Annotated in this window: 19 protein-coding genes; 10 read left to right on the forward strand and 9 right to left on the reverse strand. The window is 58.8% G+C overall.

Annotated elements, in window-relative coordinates:
* The first annotated feature begins 30 nt into the window (after window positions 1-30).
* From coaD to LNV07_RS00205, 3 genes are all read left to right on the forward strand, one after another.
* The gene (gene coaD / locus LNV07_RS00195; RefSeq protein ID WP_263569164.1) at window positions 31-531 is read left to right on the forward strand and encodes a pantetheine-phosphate adenylyltransferase; all 501 of its coding nucleotides are present in this window, start codon (window positions 31-33) and stop codon (window positions 529-531) included.
* An 11-nt stretch (window positions 532-542) separates the two neighbouring features.
* Window positions 543-794 (forward strand): YfhL family 4Fe-4S dicluster ferredoxin, encoded by a 252-nt coding sequence (locus tag LNV07_RS00200; protein ID WP_263569165.1) that lies wholly within the window; start codon window positions 543-545, stop codon window positions 792-794.
* Window positions 795-921: 127 nt separating this feature from the next.
* A complete protein-coding gene (locus tag LNV07_RS00205; RefSeq protein ID WP_263569166.1) occupies window positions 922-1371 on the forward strand; it encodes a DoxX family protein in 450 nt (149 codons plus the stop codon).
* A 5-nt stretch (window positions 1372-1376) separates the two neighbouring features.
* Here LNV07_RS00205 and LNV07_RS00210 read toward each other — a convergent pair whose 3' ends face one another.
* Complete coding sequence (locus LNV07_RS00210) at window positions 1377-1568, reverse strand: hypothetical protein (protein ID WP_263569167.1); 192 nt, start codon at window positions 1566-1568, stop codon at window positions 1377-1379.
* A 266-nt stretch (window positions 1569-1834) separates the two neighbouring features.
* Here LNV07_RS00210 and LNV07_RS00215 point away from each other — a divergent pair, with 266 nt between their 5' ends.
* From LNV07_RS00215 to LNV07_RS00225, 3 genes are all read left to right on the forward strand, one after another.
* Entirely contained in the window at window positions 1835-3775 is a 1941-nt protein-coding gene (locus LNV07_RS00215) for a TonB-dependent receptor plug domain-containing protein (RefSeq protein WP_263569168.1), read from the forward strand.
* Window positions 3776-3902: 127 nt separating this feature from the next.
* Window positions 3903-4370 carry a YfiR family protein gene (locus LNV07_RS00220; protein WP_263569169.1) on the forward strand — a complete coding sequence of 156 codons (468 nt, stop codon included), beginning with the start codon at window positions 3903-3905 and terminating at the stop codon, window positions 4368-4370.
* Window positions 4367-5740, forward strand: a complete 1374-nt coding sequence (locus LNV07_RS00225) for a histidine kinase dimerization/phosphoacceptor domain -containing protein (RefSeq protein ID WP_263569170.1) — start codon at window positions 4367-4369, stop codon at window positions 5738-5740. Before LNV07_RS00220 ends, LNV07_RS00225 begins: the two co-directional genes overlap by 4 nt.
* Before the next feature lie 22 nt (window positions 5741-5762).
* Here LNV07_RS00225 and kce read toward each other — a convergent pair whose 3' ends face one another.
* Genes kce through LNV07_RS00260 form a run of 7 tightly spaced genes read right to left on the reverse strand, consistent with a single transcriptional unit; the run spans window position 5763 to window position 12652 of the window.
* Window positions 5763-6587, reverse strand: coding sequence for a 3-keto-5-aminohexanoate cleavage enzyme (gene kce, locus LNV07_RS00230; protein WP_263569171.1), 825 nt, complete (start codon window positions 6585-6587; stop codon window positions 5763-5765).
* Window positions 6584-6979: a 3-aminobutyryl-CoA ammonia lyase gene (gene kal, locus LNV07_RS00235; RefSeq protein ID WP_263569172.1), complete on the reverse strand. Its 396-nt coding sequence runs from the start codon at window positions 6977-6979 to the stop codon at window positions 6584-6586. The genes kce and kal overlap by 4 nt, the downstream gene beginning before the upstream one ends.
* Entirely contained in the window at window positions 6976-7746 is a 771-nt protein-coding gene (gene kamE / locus LNV07_RS00240; RefSeq protein WP_263569173.1) for a lysine 5,6-aminomutase subunit beta, read from the reverse strand. The genes kal and kamE overlap by 4 nt, the downstream gene beginning before the upstream one ends.
* A 1-nt stretch (window position 7747) precedes the next feature.
* Complete coding sequence (gene kamD / locus LNV07_RS00245; RefSeq protein WP_263569174.1) at window positions 7748-9298, reverse strand: lysine 5,6-aminomutase subunit alpha; 1551 nt, start codon at window positions 9296-9298, stop codon at window positions 7748-7750.
* On the reverse strand, window positions 9279-10385 hold the full coding sequence (gene kamB / locus LNV07_RS00250) for a lysine 5,6-aminomutase reactivase subunit KamB (RefSeq protein ID WP_263569175.1): 1107 nt from the start codon (window positions 10383-10385) through the stop codon (window positions 9279-9281). The genes kamD and kamB overlap by 20 nt, the downstream gene beginning before the upstream one ends.
* Complete coding sequence (gene kdd, locus LNV07_RS00255; protein ID WP_263569176.1) at window positions 10369-11412, reverse strand: L-erythro-3,5-diaminohexanoate dehydrogenase; 1044 nt, start codon at window positions 11410-11412, stop codon at window positions 10369-10371. The genes kamB and kdd overlap by 17 nt, the downstream gene beginning before the upstream one ends.
* A gap of 19 nt (window positions 11413-11431) precedes the next feature.
* Complete coding sequence (locus LNV07_RS00260; RefSeq protein ID WP_263569177.1) at window positions 11432-12652, reverse strand: KamA family radical SAM protein; 1221 nt, start codon at window positions 12650-12652, stop codon at window positions 11432-11434.
* Window positions 12653-12797: 145 nt separating this feature from the next.
* Here LNV07_RS00260 and LNV07_RS00265 point away from each other — a divergent pair, with 145 nt between their 5' ends.
* Together LNV07_RS00265 and LNV07_RS00270 are read left to right on the forward strand one after the other, a co-directional pair.
* Entirely contained in the window at window positions 12798-13283 is a 486-nt protein-coding gene (locus LNV07_RS00265; protein ID WP_263569178.1) for an Lrp/AsnC family transcriptional regulator, read from the forward strand.
* 249 nt (window positions 13284-13532) lie between these two features.
* Window positions 13533-14321: a substrate-binding periplasmic protein gene (locus LNV07_RS00270; protein ID WP_263569179.1), complete on the forward strand. Its 789-nt coding sequence runs from the start codon at window positions 13533-13535 to the stop codon at window positions 14319-14321.
* A gap of 275 nt (window positions 14322-14596) precedes the next feature.
* On the opposite strand, the gene LNV07_RS00275 is transcribed toward LNV07_RS00270, so the two are convergent.
* Window positions 14597-15310 (reverse strand): helix-turn-helix transcriptional regulator, encoded by a 714-nt coding sequence (locus LNV07_RS00275; protein WP_263569180.1) that lies wholly within the window; start codon window positions 15308-15310, stop codon window positions 14597-14599.
* Between the two features lie 107 nt (window positions 15311-15417).
* On the opposite strand from LNV07_RS00275, the gene LNV07_RS00280 reads away from it, so the two are divergent.
* Together LNV07_RS00280 and LNV07_RS00285 are read left to right on the forward strand one after the other, a co-directional pair.
* Window positions 15418-15744, forward strand: a complete 327-nt coding sequence (locus LNV07_RS00280) for a hypothetical protein (RefSeq protein WP_263569181.1) — start codon at window positions 15418-15420, stop codon at window positions 15742-15744.
* A gap of 27 nt (window positions 15745-15771) precedes the next feature.
* Window positions 15772-16068 carry a hypothetical protein gene (locus LNV07_RS00285; protein WP_263569182.1) on the forward strand — a complete coding sequence of 99 codons (297 nt, stop codon included), beginning with the start codon at window positions 15772-15774 and terminating at the stop codon, window positions 16066-16068.
* The last annotated feature ends 50 nt before the right edge of the window (window positions 16069-16118 follow it).

The following is a 16118-nucleotide window of genomic DNA, read 5'->3' on the forward strand; positions in this document are numbered from 1 at the left end:
AGGGATAATCTCGGGTATTCCATCTTTCGATTGAGCGCTGTGACCTCTTTGATCGCCGTCTATCCCGGCACCTTCGACCCGATGACCCTGGGTCATGAAGACCTGATGCGCCGCGCCAGCCGTTTGTTCGGGCGGCTGATCATTGCCGTGGCGGCCGGCCATCACAAGAAGACGATGTTCAGCGTTGATGAGCGGCTGGAGATTGCCCGTGAGCTGGCTGCGAAGTACCCGAATGTCGAGGTCCTGCCGTTCAGCGGCTTGTTGAGCAGCTTCGTCGCGAGCCAAGGTGGCAATGTGCTGGTGCGCGGCCTGCGTGCCGCCAGCGACTTTGACTACGAATTCCAAATGGCCGGCATGAACCGCCAACTGATGGCCGACGTCGAGACGATCTTCATGCCGCCCTCGGATCAATATCAGTTCATCAGCAGTACCTTTGTGCGCGAGATCGCCACTCTGGGCGGTGATGTTTCCAAGTTTGTGTCAGCCTCGGTGCTGCAGCGCTTGAATAAGCGCCTGCAGGCCGAAAGCTGAAGGGGAACGACATGGCCTTGATGATTACAGACGAATGCATCAACTGCGATGTCTGCGAGCCCGAATGCCCGAACGAGGCGATCTCTATGGGCGAGGAGTTCTACCAGATCGACCACAATAAATGCACCGAATGCGTGGGGCATTTCGACGAGCCGCAATGCGTGCAACTCTGCCCGGTGGCTTGCATCCCGGTCAACCCGGCCCATCAGGAGAGCAAAGAGACGCTGATGGGTAAATATTTGCGTTTGACCCAAGTCGCCTGAGTTGTTGGTTTCATTTGGGCGTCAATTGGACGCCGATAAACCGTCGCTCATCGCCAAGGGGCTGGTTGGCGCGGGCTCGCATCTTTAGCATCCGCTGGTCTTTGCTAACAAGCCCTCGGCTACGACCATGTCTTTCCTGAACCGAATCATCTCGCCCGCGCGCTTTGGCCCCGATCTGCTGCGCCTGGTCTTGTGCGCCATCGTCTTTGTCCATGGCATTTACCGCTATGACGAAGGCAGCCTGCCCATCATGGGCAAGCTGTTGGAGCTCAGCGGCTTTCCCAAGGGTAGCGGCTACTTCTTGGCTTGCCTTGTGAATCTGGTCGAAACCTTTGGCGCGCTGTTTTTGGCGCTGCGCATCATGGTGTGGCCGCTGTGCGCGGCCTTCTCGGTGATTTACTTTACCGGCATCGTCATCTTCCATGCCCAAGCCGGCTTCTTTGTGGTCGGGCCGGGAACGGATGGCTGGGAATACAGCGCAATGCTGATCACCTGCTTTGTGGTCGTGGCTTGGGATAACCGCCACTACCGATTCTGGCCGTTCGGTCAGTCCGGCGCGATGGCGGCTGCTCAATGAGCCGCTCAGTTTTTCTTACACTGGCAGGCGTAGAAGCCCTTGCCGTCGCCGGCATGCAGCGCAAGCTTGATGTCGCTGACCTGACCGTCACTGCCCAGTTCGGCATAAGCGGTGCCGGTGACCACGCTTTGGAAGGCACGGGCCATGCCGCTGAAGAGCCCCTCCACCGGGAACATGTTCTTGCTGCTGATCAGCATGCTGTTGCTGTCCACCTTTGAGATCGTCAGGCCGCTCAAAGAATTAACCGCCGTTTTGCAGCTATAGCTGCCCAAGACCTTGGCAATCCTTGCCGGCCAATCGAGTGGTTTAAGGACTGTGAGGCCATGCGTTCCGGCCAAGGGTATTGGGCTGAGTCGGCTCGCTGTTGCGGAAGAAGCCGAAGAAGCCGGCCCAGTTTGTACTCTATGCCCGACTAACTTGGACTATATTGCTCGCTACTAGAGCATCCCGAGGGGATTGCGCAATGAGTCGATCAGGTTCTTTTATTCACCGCTTGTTTTCGGCCGTTCTGTTTGCGACCAGCACGAACCTTGCTTGTGCGGTGGCTGCCACGCCCTTGATGGAATTGTCTCTTGAGGATCTGCTGCAAGTGAGGATTACTGCGGCCACCCTGACCGAGGCCTCATTGACGACGGTGCCTGCTTCCGCGACCGTCTTTGTTCGCGAGCAAATTCAACAACTGGGTGTGAAGACGCTGGAAGAGTTGATGAACCATGTGCCCGGTTATCAAAGCTTCCTGATTGACGATGCCAATGCGCTCTATTCGAGTCGCAGTCGCCGCATCGCATTTGCCACCCGCGAGGTTTTAGTTATTTTGGATGGCCAGCGACTCAATCACGATACTTTCGGCGGGAGTAACGATAATAATTTGCCGTTGGCGAATGTGGCGCGGGTCGAGTTCTTGCGTGGGCCGGGCTCTGCAATATATGGCGCAAATGCCTTTTTGGGCGTTATAAATATCATTACATCCAAGACTCTCAATGATGCCGCGGTCAGCCTTGTTGGGGCACGGAAAATATATTCTGAAATAAATGCAAGTCATGCATTTGACAACGGATTGCAGACCTCAATATTCATTCAAGGCGTCAATGGCAAAGGCGAAAAACAGTCTGTTTTTGCGCCGGCCGAGGGTAAGTTTACGAATGTACAGCCGGATCGATCCGACCAAGTTATCAATTGGAATGCGCAATGGGGTGAGTGGGCGCTGCAGGCACATTATGCCAATTCGCGCGTTGATGGTGGCTACGTCATAGGCAGCGCCAATGATGATGATAACAAACTGCGCACCAGAACCAGTTTTTGGGCTATGAACTATCGTCATCAGATAAGCGATGGATGGCTTGTCAGTAGTCGCATTTTTAATTCTAATTTCAGTAATTTATATCAATTTAGGCAAACGACAGCGCCGGCGATCGCCAGCAGTATATCCAGCGGGCGAGAAATTGGCAGCGAGAATCGCCTGTCATGGCACCAAGGAAAGGCCGATGCCTTGCTGGGTTTTGATTATTCGCATAATTCAGGCGATGCGCAGGCTCAAATTTGGCTGCCACCGGCAGCGCCGCAAGCATCTATCGATGCCATTCCGTCAACAAAGCGCAATGTGGCTGCGCTGTATGCGCAGTGGCAAGATGATTTCTTCGATGGCTTGAGCTATATCATGGGTGTTCGGCATGACCAGTACAGCGATATCGGAGGTAATACCAGTCCGCGGCTGGGTTTGATTTGGAAAATGAATCTAAAAAATACATTGAAAATTTTATATGGCGAGGCCTTTCGGGCGCCAGCCTATAACGAGTTGGGTTACAAGAATAACTTCTTTCAAGTCGGCAACCCGAACCTGACGCCGGAGCTTGCGAAGACCACTGAGTTGATCTGGATTCACAGTGATGCGGGCCACTTTAGTAGCATCAGCCTGTTTGACACAGACATCAAGAATTCGGTGGAATTGAACTTGGCGACGCCGCTCCCTCATCCTTATATCAATGGCGCCAATCAACATATGCATGGCGCGGAGTTCGAATGGCTTTGGCATTTTGCCAATAACTGGCAATTGCGCAGCAACTTGACGCATATGTTCAAGCCGGCAGTGGCGATCAATAAAGACGCGGAATCAATGGCGGGTGCGAGCGTGATCTACCAAGCGCGCGGCCTGAGCGCCAGTCTTAGCGGTCGATACCGTGGCGCGGTTAAAACTCGCGATGCGAGTGCGCAGGGATACCATGCTTTGGGAGCCTTTGCGCTATTCGATGCACATGTGAATTACAGAATAGATTCCGCCTGGCAGATTTTTGGCACGGTGCGTAATCTCGCCGATCGAAATTATACGTTGCCGGCGGCGGTGAATAATGTCGGGGTGCCTGGAGGCAGGCGCCAGGTCGAAATTGGCGCTCGTTGGTATTTTTAGAAAATTAAGTTTTTAAGTACTATATGGCGGCACAGTCGTTCAATGCATCTATCTGCGCCGCCTTGCTTGGCAGCTTACGACTTGGTCCATTGTTTTGCGCCGGTCTGTTTGTACTGCCCTTGCCGGCTTGGTCATCCGAGGCGGAGTTACGAGCCGCCTTTGTTTACATTTCATCAAATTTATCGAATGGCCCACCGTTGAATCAAGCGGTTCTTTTCGTCTTTGTGTGCTGGGAGCCAAGGATGAAATGCGCGAGGCCTTGAGTCCCTTGCATGGAAAAATGGTCGGTAAGTCGACGATTGAATTGGTGCATGTCGGTCAAGAAGCGGCGACGAATAAGTTTCGGGCCTGCCAAATTCTTTATCAAGTGGGCAAACTGACGATCGATCTTCCGCAACCTTTGCCGCTTGGTTTGGTGTTGGTCGTGAATGGTGAAAATTCGGTCACGCCAAATGCCAGCATTGCTTTGATGCACAGTGATGATGGGCGGCTCGAATTCTCCATCAACCAGGCCGCAGTGTTGGCCTCCGGGGTAAAGATGAGCAGTCAGTTATTGAAACTGGCGGTTAATCGGCCGTCTGGGGGGGCGAAATGAAGCCCGTCTGGACCTTATCTCGAAAAATTGGCCTGCTCGCCATGGTGGTTTCATCATTGGTGGTATTGATTGCATCGCTGTTAAGCGCCTTCGCACAATATAAATCCGCCATGGAGCAAATGGATCAGCAGTTGAATGTGCTGTCCAAGGTTACCGCTTTTAATATTGCCTCATCGAGCATGTTTGCCGATGAGCGTGCCGCCACCAACGTATTGAAGGCATTGAGCGTCGATTCAAGCATCATTTCAGCGCGCTTGATGACCGCCAATAGAAACAAGTTGGCAAGTTATCACCGTGGTTCGGCGGGTGTGGCCGGTTCTATAAAAAATTTGGCAACCGAGGTTCTCTGGCTGGAAGAACCGGTCGGTAATTTATATCTTGAAGTCGATACATCGGCGCTGCGAGAAAAGCTTTATCGGCAAATAGAACTGACCTTGGCAATGGCGTTGGTGGCGCTCTTTGTTATTGGTTTTTTTGTGCAGTGGTTTACCAACGTGATGACCTTGCCTTTGCGAAAGCTCAGTGAGGTCGCAGACCAAGTCGGTGCCAAAAATGACTATGGTGCGCGAGCTCCGATTACCGATGGTCGCGACGAAGTTTATCAATTGGCCTTTAGCTTCAACACCATGTTGGACCGCATTCAGTTGCAAGATGTTGAACTGCGCAGGCAACAGCAAGTATTGGCCCAGGAGGTTGTTGACCGCACCTCAGCTTTGCGCGAAAAGACTGCGCTGCTGCTTGAAGTCCACCACCGGGTAAAAAACAATCTGCAGGTTATTACCAGCCTTTTGCGCATGGAAACTTCGCGCAGCGAACACCAACCCACCAAGGCGGTGCTCAAAGATATGCAGGGCCGCATTCGGTCGATGGCCCTGCTGCACGAGACCATTTATCGCAAGGGCACTTTTGCCGCCATCGATCTGGGCAGTTATATAGGCCAGATTGCGAGCGAATCCTTGAAGACCTTGCTGATCGGGGCGGGGACGGTGAGTTTGCGTCTGGATTTTGGGGCGGTGCAGGTGGGGCTGGATCAGGCCACGCCCTGCGGCATGCTGGTCACCGAGTTGCTGGCGAACTGCCTCAAACATGGTTTCCCCGAGGGCCGGACGGGTGAGATTTCGATCTCTTTAGCGCTGTTGAAAAAAACCAATATTTGGCGCCTGCGTGTCAGCGATAACGGCATCGGTTTGCCCGCCGATTTTGAAGCCAGGCGGCAACGGTCGCTAGGCCTGCAATTGGTCGGGGATCTCGCCGCCCAAATGAGTGGGGCACTGCATATCGAGTCCGGATCTCGGGCGGTGTTTACGGTGGATTTCACCGTTGATGAGCCCAAACCGCTGGTGATCACGCTGGGAGGGCTTGCGCCCTGAACCCGGCTCGGCTTGATCGGAACTACAAGGGGCGCTTGTTGATCCCCAGCATCGCCCTGGCTTCATCCGGCGTGGCCACCGGCCTGTCCAGCTGCTGCGCGATCAGCGCGATGCGCTCGACTAACTGAGCATTGCTGCGGGCCAACTCGCCCTTGCGGAAGTAAACATTGTCCTCAAAGCCGACCCGCACATGGCCGCCCAGCACGATGGCGAGCGTGGCCAAGGGCAGTTGCGCCGCGCCGATGCCGGCCACCGTCCAGCTGCTGTCTGGCGGTAACTGCGAGCGTAAATACATCAAGGCTTCTGGCGTGCCGGCCATGCCGCCGGGAATGCCGAGCACGAAGTCGAAGTGCAGCGGGCCTTGAACAACACCTTTTTTCAGCCAGCGCAGCGTGGTCGTCAGCATGCCGCTGTCGAAGATTTCGAACTCGGGTTTGACGCCGTATTCAGTCATCGCGGCCGCAAAGATCTCCATGTCGGCCGGGTGATTCATGAACACATCGCCGCCGAAGTTGACCGTGCCCATCGATAGCGTAGCCATCTCCGGGCGCAGCGTCACCGGCGCCAGCCGTTCTTGCGGCGTCATGCCGACCGCGCCGCCGGTGGACACCTGCACGATCACATCGCAGCGCTCGCGCGTCTTCTCGATGATCTGGCGGTAGATTTCCTTGTCCTGCGTCGAGCTGCCATCGGCCAAGCGGCCGTGCACATGGACGATGGCCGCACCGGCCAGCGCGCATTCGGCCGCCGCATCGGCGATCTCGTCCGGCGTGATCGGCAGCGCCGGCTGCTGCTCACGCGTGACCTCGGCGCCGGTCAGCGCGGCGGTGATGATCAGCCTATTCATTTGCGTTGGAAGCCGACGGGCACCACGCAGGTGCCCGAGGCGCGGCAGACCACGATGGGCTCGGCCAACACGTCGGCGGCCGACACCTGACCCGCGACTTGAGCGGCGCTGATCACCTTGCGGGCCTCGAACACCATCTTGCGGGAGGATTTGCCCATGGACACGATATGCCCGACGGCTTCGATAAAGTCTCCTGCAAACACCGGCGCCAAAAACTCAACCTTGTCATAGGCAACGAACAGACCTTCGTCGCCATCGCTGCGGATCAGAAGCTCGGTGGCAACATCGCCGAATAGGCCCAACATGCGCGAGCCGTCGACCAGATTGCCGGCGTAATGGGCGTCGTGGGCGCTCATGCGCAGGCGGATCAAACTAGTAGTTTCTTCACTCATGCTGCTTTCCTCTTGATCCACTCATGGATAGCGAAGGACGCAACGTCCTCCGCATAGGTCTTGGTGCCAAAGCCGGCGTCATAGCCCAGCTCCTTGGCCAGCTCATGGCTGATGCGCGGCCCGCCGACGATCAGGATCACCTTGTCGCGCAAGCCTTCGGCTTCGAGCAGATCGGACAGCTTGGTCAGATTGTCGAGGTGGATGTTCTTTTGCGTCACCACTTGCGAAACCAGGATGACATCGGCTTTTTCTTCGATCACGCGGCTGATCAGATCTTCCGAGTCGACCTGCGCGCCGAGGTTGATGGCGCGGATCTCGTGATAGCTCTCCAAGCCCTTGTGGCCGTTATAGCCCTTCATATTCATGATCGCGTCGATGCCGACGGTGTGCGCATCGGTCTCGATGCAAGCGCCCACCACCACCATGCGGCGGCCCATTTTCTCGGCGATCAGCGCGTCAACGCCGGCCTTGTCCAGCACCTCGAATTCGGGCTTGGCGACCTTGAGTTTGCTCAGGTCGACCCGGTGCTTGCTCTGGCCGTAAACGACGAAGAAGGAGAAGCCGCTGCCCATTGCTTCGGCATGCACAACGGCCGGCTCTTCCAGGCCCATCTGCAGCGCCAACATCTTGGCGCCTTCCTTGGCGGTTTCGTCCAGCGGCACCGGTAGCGTGAAGGACAGCTGCACGCGGCCGTCGTCCAGCGTGTCGCCATAGGGCTTGACCCATTGCTCGGGGATCTGGTCGTTGATCATGATTGGTTCGGACATTTCACAGCCCTCCCTTCAACATCAATGCGGGGAAGGGGTTGAAGTAGTCCTTGGCTTTGGCGATCACGCCGTCCAGGCCCTTGCCGCCGGTGGGTGTGCGCGAGATCTCGGCGAAAGTCCCCTTGCTGATCGCAGCCGGCAAGCCTGTCTGCTCGATTTGCGCAAGGATGGTCTCGGTCTCGGCCAGCACTTCCTGCGCCCGCAGCTCGATCTTGCCGCCCCGCTTGAACTCGATCTCGGAATTCAGATCCTTCATGGTGCCGAACACATAACGCGCATTCTGAATGGCGAGGAAGCGGTCCTGAATGAAGGGCGTGTGGATCGCCTCGGTCATCATGCCCAAGAGATGGATGTTTTGATTCGTCAGCGTGCTGACCACATTGAACAAGGTGTCCTGCACATGGCCTTTGAAGATATTGCCGGTCATATGCTTGGTCGGCGGCATGTACTTCAGGCAGGCATCGGGGAAGACCTGGCGCACCAGCTGCGCATGGGCGATTTCCCACAAAAAGCCGTTCTCCAGCTCGGGGTGAATCTCGAACGCATGGCCCAAGCCCATCTGATCCGGCTGCAGGCCCGACAGATAGGCGAACTGCTCGTTGATCAGCTGCGAAGCCAGCACGGTGTGCGCGGCCTCATAGGCATCGGCCGTGGTCAGGTAATTGTCTTCGCCGGTGTTGATGATGATGCCGGCGTAGGCATTGACCATGCGCGAGAAGAACTGGTCAATGAAGGTGCGCTTCATATTGATGTCGCGGAAGATGATGCCGTACATCGAGTCGTTCAGCATCATGTCCAGCCGCTCCATCGCGCCCATGGCGGCGATCTCGGGCATGCACAGGCCGGAGCAGTAATTGGTGAGCCGGATGTAGCGGTTGAGCTTTTTGCCTACCGCGTCCAGGGCGGTGCGCATCAGGCGGAAGTTCTCCTGCGTTGCATAGGTGCCGCCGAAGCCTTCGGTGGTGGCGCCATATGGCACATAGTCCAAGAGGCTCTGGCCGGTCGAGCGGATCACCGCGATGATGTCGGCACCTTGCTCGGCGGCGGCGCAGGCCTGCGTCACGTCTTCATAGATATTGCCGGTGGCAACGATCAGATAGAGCCAGGGCGTGGGCGCTTCGCCACCGTTACTCTTGATCTCGGCGGCGCGGTAGCTGCGCTGGCCGGCGATTTGCTCACAGCGGCTTTGCGCCTCGGCCTCGGCCTTGCGGCGTGCGGCCGCGCCGTCCTTCGGGGAAGTTAGCGTCAGCGTGCCGGCTGCCACGGCCTCGGCCACGCCTTGGGCGCTCAAGCCCTGTTCCAGCATCGCGCCGGCCACGGCCCATGCCGCGCCATGTTGCAAGAGGTTTTGCTCCTGCAAATGGCTGACCAGGCGGTTCGGCAGCGGCACATAGTTCTCGTCGACACCGTCCACGCCCAGCAAGCGCAGCGTGGCGCGCTCCACCGTGGTGGTGGTGAACTGGCTCATTTCGTCGAAAACATTGCGGGCAATCCGCCGCGCGGATTCGCGGGCGCGGTCTATCTGCGCGCTATCAAGCTGAAGTTGCGACATCGTGGTCGACTCCTTGTTCTAGTTGTTGCTCATTCAGCACCACGTCACAGACGTCGTAACCGGGGAAAGAATCGATTGAGCTGGCGAGGAACTCCGCGCCGTCGAAGCTGCCGCCCATCGGTGAAAAAGGATTCAGCGTCAGGCCCAGGATACGGATGCTGCGATAGCCATAGAGGCTGCCGCCTTGTTTGCAAAAGGCCTGCACATCGAGCGCATCGACAAAGAGCTTGGTGCCATCGGCCACGACGAGATTGAGCCCTGGCTTCATAGCCCCCAGGCTGGACATTGCACGCCAGAGCTGGCGGCCCACCGCACCGCTGACCGCAATCGTGCCGACATCTTGTTCAGCGAAACCCATCAGCACGGAGGCGGCATTCAAGCTGGCAATCTCGGCCTGGAACAGCGGCTCGCCGTCGCGCGCCCAGATTGCCACGCCGCCTTTGTTGAACAAATCCTGCACGCGCGCGCCCAGCTCGGCCGGCACGCGCGCAATGCCCAGAATCGCCAGGCGGTCGCGGGTCTTGCGGATCACATCCTGAATGCCGCCGCCAATCGCCGCGCCGGTCGCCAGGATCACGCCGTCGGCAATCGCCGGCGAGGCATGGTGGCTGCGGCCCAAGGCGCCGTCCAAGACCACCAACTCGCAGCCGGCCTGGCGCAGGCGCTGAATGACCTTCAGTTGATCGCTGCTGCGCGAGGCGCCGGCGATCTCCATCTCGCCATATTCCAGCGCCTTGACGATGACGATCTCGCCCATCGGCGAATCGATGCCGGTATTGCCCAGCAGCTTGAAGCGCAGTTTGGAACGCACCAAGGTGTCGCGCGCGGTGGCGACCAGGCTGCCGGGCCAGATCAGCACCGGCGGCTTGGGGAACAGGAAAACCTGATCGCGGTCCTCGCCGTCACGGCCAATCGAGGTCACGCCGACCGCCACCTGCGCGGCATGGGCCTGCGCCAAGACATGGTTCAGCGCGACCGTCTTGCCGGTGTTCTTGGCCATGCCCATCACGGCCAGCGTCTCAATGCCGCTGTGCTTGATGCGCTGCCAGAGCGGCGACGCAGCGCTGCTCTTAGACATATTGCTCATCAAACAAGGTCCGCAGCTTGGGGCTTTCGCGCAGCAGCGCCAAGGCGAACTTGGCGTGGTCGCGCGCATAGCCATTGCCGACAATCATCTCGATGTCTTTGCCCACACCCTCGGCGCCCAGGGCGGCGGCGGTGAAGCTGGTGGCCATCGAGAAGAAATAGATCTTGCCGCCATCGCGTGTGGCCAGGATGCTGGCCATCTCGGTGTTCTGGATATTGACGCAGTTGATCACCACATCGGCCATCCGCCCGCCGGTCACGGCGCTAACGGCTTCCATTAGCGCCACCGCGTCGGTCGCGTCGACTTGAAGGGCATGATCGACCCAACCCAGCTCGCGCATGCGTTCGCAGTCCTTGGCAAACGGTGACACGCCGATCACCAGGCCGGCCGGGCCGACGCGTTTCTTGGCCTCGTACACGCACAGCGTGCCCGACTTACCGCCGCCGCCGATCACGACCACCGTGTGGCCGGCCTGCACCAGCCGCGCGGTTTGCGCCGGTGCACCGGCCACGTCCAGAATCGCCAACGCGACGTTCTCGGGGATGTCGGCCGGCAGCTTGGCGAACAGGCCGGTTTCGAACAGCACGGCGCGGCCGCTGATCTCGATCTGGTCTTTGTCCAGATGGATCTTCTTGACCCTGTCGATGCGCAGCGGCGTCAGCGACAGCGACACCAGCGTGGCGATCTTGTCGCCCACCTCAAGGTCAATCTTGCCCGCCAACTTGGCGCCGATTTGCAGCACCGTGCCGATCAACATGCCGCCCGAACCGGTGATGGGGTTGTGCATCTTGCCGCGCTCGGCGACGGTGCGCCGCACGATCGCCTCGACGCGGGCCGCATCACCCGCGGCCTCTTTTTTGATCTGCGTGAAGCTGGCCGAATCGATGTTCAGCGCCGACACATCGATGAGGATTTCGTTGTCGAAAATCTCCATCGAGTTGTCGATCTTCCAGGCGGGTTGCGGCAGCACACCCTTGGGTTCGATGACGCGGTGGATGCCGTAGGGCGAAGCAGTCGTCAGAGTCATATTTTTCGCCAACGCTTTATCAGTTGCTGCGGGTGGGCAGACTGTAGTTCTGCCCGAGGCCCGGCATCTCGACCGTCTTGCCGGCGTAGTTGCGGCATTTGATCGTGGTGCCGGTGCCGTCATCCAGCACTTCTTCTTTGACATAGCTCGGGATGATGGGCAGCTTGCCCAGGCCGCCGAGGCCGTCGACGATGAAGGTCGGCACTGCCGGGCCGCTGATCCAGCCACGCAGGCCTTCGTACAGCTCGATCATGCGGTGATGCGGCACGATGAAATGGTGCGCGCCCTCGACCATATCGGTCGAGTAGACGTAGTAGGGGCGCACGCCCATTTCGATTGACTGCATGAACAGCTCACGCATCACTTCGACGTCATCATTGACACCCTTCAGGCAGACCGTTTGCAGGCCCATCATGATGCCGGCCTTTTGGATCATCTTGACCCGCTCGCGCAGCAGCGGGGTGATTTCCTTGGGGTGGTTGATGTGGATATTGATCATCTGCACCCGGTGCTTTTCCAGCACTGCGCAGAGCTCGGGCGTGATGCGGGTGGGCAACTGCACCACCATGCGCGAACCCATGCGCAGGAAGCGCACATGCGGGGCGCGGCGGCGCAACTCGCCGAGGATGTAGTCCAGGCGCTCGTCGGTGAAGGTCAGCGGGTCGCCGCCCGACAGCAGCACGTCCTGGATCAGCGGGTTGCCGGCGATGTAGTCGATCGAGGCCTCGATCTCGTCCTTGTGCACCGAGCCGGCCGGCTGCGAGACCATGCGCTTGCGGGTGCAAAAGCGGCACAGCGTGGCACAGGTATTGGAGACCAAAAACAGCACGCGGCGCGGGTAGCGGTGCACGATGCTGGTGCCGGGAATGGTGTCGCCTTCTTCGCCCAGCTGATCCAGCATGGTGGCGAAGCCGGGTTTGGTTTGCTCGTGGTGGCTGGGCAGGTATTGCAGACGGATCGGGCAGGCCGGATCGCTCTTGTCCATCAACTGCGCCATATAAGGCGTCAGCGCCACGGCGAACTTGCTGTAGACGGTTTCGTCGACGTTCTCGACTCCGTCCAGCACGCCGGTCAGCTCCGAGTGGTGGGTGTAGCGGCGGGCAAACTGCTTCTGCCAGGACTCGGCACGCGGGTCATAGGCGTCCAGCTCAGGGCGGGTCAGCAGCTTGCCGCTGGCGCTTGCACTTGTGGTCGCGGTCGCGGTGGAAGGGGCTTTGATTTCGACGACTTTTTGCAACATGTGATGTCTCCTGTGGGTCCCCATTTGTCCATGCGCGGGCTGAGGGTATTGTGAGAATTTTAGAAATCAGTTCGGCCGATGCCTACGAGCAAACTGACGGATAGGCAGGCTTATTGGCGGTCATAATGACTGACGTAGAGACAAAATGATTGGTGGTTATCAAGTGGTAAGTGCAGATCCGGGTGAACCCGTGGCCGGTCTTGATGGGCTGGACAGGCAGCTTTTGGAGTTGCTGCGTGTCAATGCGCGGCTGCCTGTGGTCAAGCTGGCCAAGGCCTTGGGCTGCGCGCGCAGCACGGTGCAGCTGCGTCTGAAAGCCTTGGAGGATGGCGGGCAGATCACCGGCTACACCATCAGTGTGGCGGCCAGCCGGGCGCGGCCGGGCATCAGGGCGATGGTCTTGATCTCGGTCGATTCCAAGCTGGAGCCCGAGGTGGCGCGCGAGCTGACGCGTCGGCATGAGATTCACAAGCTCTATGCTGTCAGCGGGCGTTTTGATTTATGCGCAATGCTGACGACCGAGTCGACCGAGGAGCTGGATACGCTGCTGGACCGGATTCGGGCGATCAAGGGCGTGGTCGACACGGTGTCGACTATTCTCTTGAGCAATAAGTTGGATAGGCCGGAGTAGGGGGGGGCGGGCGTTGCCGCCGCGAGTTTGACCGACCACGAAATTGCGCAAGAGCCTATAAATTTTTTTTCGATCCCCGCGCGAACTCCTGGCCACGCTGTTCAGGGGCAGGGACTGCCCGGCTGTGCGGCGTTCTGCACATGCGTCCCGGTTTGCTTTGGCCGGAGTCATCTGAGCTTGATCGGAAGTCGCCGATACTGTTCTCGCAAGCCAGTGGCCCAAGTTCTGGGCTTTGGGAAAGGTTCTTCCATGCGATGTATTTGGCGACGAACCGTTGTACAAGGGCTGTTCTTTCTTCTGGGGCTTGGCCAGCAAGTCTGGGCCTGTGCGGGCGAGGCACCCGTGCTGCAGATCTGCGTGGGAGACGAAGAGTCCTATCCTTGGCATTTTCCCGATCGGCCGGGGGTGCTGATACACATGATGCGCATGGTGGAAAGTCGCGTCGGTGGCAAATTCGTCATTGAGGCCAAGCCCTGGAGGCGGTGTCTGCTGGAGGCCAAATCCGGCCTAGTGCAAGCGGTATTCAAGTCTAGCTATAGCGAAGAACGTGCGGCCGAGGGTGCGGTCTTCCCGATGCGGGGTGGCCAACTTGACACCAGCAAGCGCATGTTGACCGAAAGCTACAGCCTGTTTCGTCTGAAGGGTGCGCGGGTTGAATGGGACGGCAAGCAACTCAGCGCCGACGGCATCCTGGGTGCACAGACCGGCTTCTCGGTGGTGGCGCAGCTCAAGGGTCTGGGTGCCAAGGTAGACGACGGCAACCGCCAGACCGGCGCCAATTTCCAGAAACTGTTGAAGGGCCGGGTTGTGGCGGTGGCCGTGCAGACTCAAGTGGGTGAGGCTCAGTTGGCCCAAAACCCCGAATGGGCCGCCCGCGTCGAGCGTATGCAGCCGGTGTTGGTCGAGAAACCCTATTTCCTGATTTTTTCGCGCGGCTTCTTTGCCGAGCAGGAGGACCATGCCCGCTTGATCTGGGCCGCGATCGAGCAGGTGCGCGAATCGAGCGAGTACAAAGAGCTGTTGCTGAACTTCAAGTAAATCAGCCGCCACATTTCGCCATAGCGCGGGAAAGAAAATGGGGTCAGGTATAAGAAAATGGGGTCAGGTTCATTTATTGGGAGGAAAACTCAGCAAACCACGGTCATGCCTTTTGTGCGCATGCCCTTTGATGCCGTCGCGCTGAAAAAAATACCGAGGCGGACAGCGCGGCAAGCATCGGAAAGAAGCAGACTTCTTATCCTCGGCTTGCTCTTCATTACCGCTGAGCGCTATGCCACAGATTCGGCATCGAGTGGGACATCACCGGCGCAGCCTCACAAGGTAGAGAAGAACTGCCCCACCTCATCCATCATCTGCGCCGCCGGACGGAGCAGGAAGCGGCCCGGCCGCGGTTGAGCTTGACTGATGCGGTCGAGTCGGAAGCAACGCGTCGCTTGCTTGCCCAGATCCCAGGCCAATACATACCAAACCGGCGCGTTGATCAGCAAGTACTGCGGCTCGATATCGCGGCGACTGCTTTGCCCCATCCCATCGCAGTAGCTGATACCTAGGCCTTGCTGAGCAAAGAAGGCTTCTTGCAACTGGGCCAGCATGGCCGGCCGCGGCATCTGCCAGCTGCTGCGAACCGCTTCAGAGGCGGCCCCGCCGAGCAGCACGCGTTCGCGCAGTTGCTTGTGGCCGGCCCTGTCCGCCGGACCCAGCACTAGGCCCAGTTTGCCCCGTAGCGTGCGCAGCTCGGTAGCCAACAAGGGCGCACCATAACTCTCGGCCACGGCCAAGCCCATCAACAGGGTGATGACCTCGCGTTGTGTCAAGGCCATGCGAGGCACACCACTGCGCCGCGCCAAGCGCACGCCGCCGCCGCGGCCGGGCTCGCTGTCCAGCGTCACACCCTCCTGCTGCATCAAGGCCAAGCCGCGCCGCACACTGCGCAGGCTGACGCCCAACTCATCCGCCAGGGTCTGCGCGGTCCAGCGTTCACCCTTGGCCAGCAGACCCAGCAAGCTATCGGTGAGGCGAGCTTTCATGGTTTTATGTTTGCATAAATGGTGTCACATTTTGGCACCTTTAATGACAACAATGTGAACCGACACGGCAGCGGGCCGTGCCGCCAAGCAATATCAAAGGAGCAGGGATGAACGAAGAAGCTGCATCAATAACGCCAACATTCGGCGGGCTGGAATTTTCCACTTTTCGGCTTAAGCCGGGCGTCAGCGAGGGCGAGTTGCACGCGGCAGCCAACCTGGCTCGCGAGGGCTTGATGGCCAGGCAGCCGGGATTTTTGGGCCATGCCGTCTTGCGCGGCAACGACGGTGTCTATGTCGACATGTTGTGGGCTGAAACGCAAGCGCGTGCAAGCGAGATCTGCGGCCTGTGGGTCGGCAACCCGGATTGCGCCAACTACCTCTCGTTGATCGAGGACGGCAGTGTATCGCTGGCATTTTTTGAACGAATGGCCTAAGAGCCGAGCACAGGAGTCGATCAACAAATGAGTGAGCAACAGGCGATAGAAGTGGTGATCTTCAAAGGCGTGGACGGCGTTACGCCCGAGCAGATGCGGGCGGCTGCCCACAAGGTGGCGCCCCGCTTGCAGGCGCTGGCGGGCTTTGTGTCCCGTAGCTTTGGTATCGGGGCCGACGGACGCTATGTGGACATCGTGCATTGGCAGGACATGGCCTCGGCCCAAGGCGCTGCAAAGGAGGTGATGGACTGCCCGCAGTGCCGTGAGTTCTTTGCCTTGATCGCGCCCGAATCGGTGCAGATGATGCATTTCCAGGCGGGCTGAGCGGCTTTGTTGCCTGCTTGCCGGCTTCAGTATCAGCATCAGCATCAGCA

This window comes from Roseateles oligotrophus, from assembly GCF_025717515.1.
In the GTDB taxonomy this organism is placed as follows: Bacteria; Pseudomonadota; Gammaproteobacteria; order Burkholderiales; family Burkholderiaceae_C; genus Paucibacter_A; species Paucibacter_A oligotrophus.

Bases quoted from the DNA above. Each gene is read 5' to 3' on its own strand.
- LNV07_RS00200 (WP_263569165.1), top strand. From the start codon at position 543: ATGGCCTTGATGATTACAGACGAATGCATCAACTGCGATGTCTGCGAG.
- LNV07_RS00205 (WP_263569166.1), top strand. From the start codon at position 922: ATGTCTTTCCTGAACCGAATCATCTCGCCCGCGCGCTTTGGCCCCGAT.
- LNV07_RS00210 (WP_263569167.1), bottom strand. From the start codon at position 1,568: ATGCTGATCAGCAGCAAGAACATGTTCCCGGTGGAGGGGCTCTTCAGC.
- LNV07_RS00215 (WP_263569168.1), top strand. From the start codon at position 1,835: ATGAGTCGATCAGGTTCTTTTATTCACCGCTTGTTTTCGGCCGTTCTG.
- LNV07_RS00225 (WP_263569170.1), top strand. From the start codon at position 4,367: ATGAAGCCCGTCTGGACCTTATCTCGAAAAATTGGCCTGCTCGCCATG.
- kce (WP_263569171.1), bottom strand. From the start codon at position 6,587: ATGAATAGGCTGATCATCACCGCCGCGCTGACCGGCGCCGAGGTCACG.
- kal (WP_263569172.1), bottom strand. From the start codon at position 6,979: ATGAGTGAAGAAACTACTAGTTTGATCCGCCTGCGCATGAGCGCCCAC.
- kamE (WP_263569173.1), bottom strand. From the start codon at position 7,746: ATGTCCGAACCAATCATGATCAACGACCAGATCCCCGAGCAATGGGTC.
- kamD (WP_263569174.1), bottom strand. From the start codon at position 9,298: ATGTCGCAACTTCAGCTTGATAGCGCGCAGATAGACCGCGCCCGCGAA.
- kamB (WP_263569175.1), bottom strand. From the start codon at position 10,385: ATGAGCAATATGTCTAAGAGCAGCGCTGCGTCGCCGCTCTGGCAGCGC.
- kdd (WP_263569176.1), bottom strand. From the start codon at position 11,412: ATGACTCTGACGACTGCTTCGCCCTACGGCATCCACCGCGTCATCGAA.
- LNV07_RS00260 (WP_263569177.1), bottom strand. From the start codon at position 12,652: ATGTTGCAAAAAGTCGTCGAAATCAAAGCCCCTTCCACCGCGACCGCG.
- LNV07_RS00265 (WP_263569178.1), top strand. From the start codon at position 12,798: ATGATTGGTGGTTATCAAGTGGTAAGTGCAGATCCGGGTGAACCCGTG.
- LNV07_RS00270 (WP_263569179.1), top strand. From the start codon at position 13,533: ATGCGATGTATTTGGCGACGAACCGTTGTACAAGGGCTGTTCTTTCTT.
- LNV07_RS00275 (WP_263569180.1), bottom strand. From the start codon at position 15,310: ATGAAAGCTCGCCTCACCGATAGCTTGCTGGGTCTGCTGGCCAAGGGT.
- LNV07_RS00280 (WP_263569181.1), top strand. From the start codon at position 15,418: ATGAACGAAGAAGCTGCATCAATAACGCCAACATTCGGCGGGCTGGAA.
- LNV07_RS00285 (WP_263569182.1), top strand. From the start codon at position 15,772: ATGAGTGAGCAACAGGCGATAGAAGTGGTGATCTTCAAAGGCGTGGAC.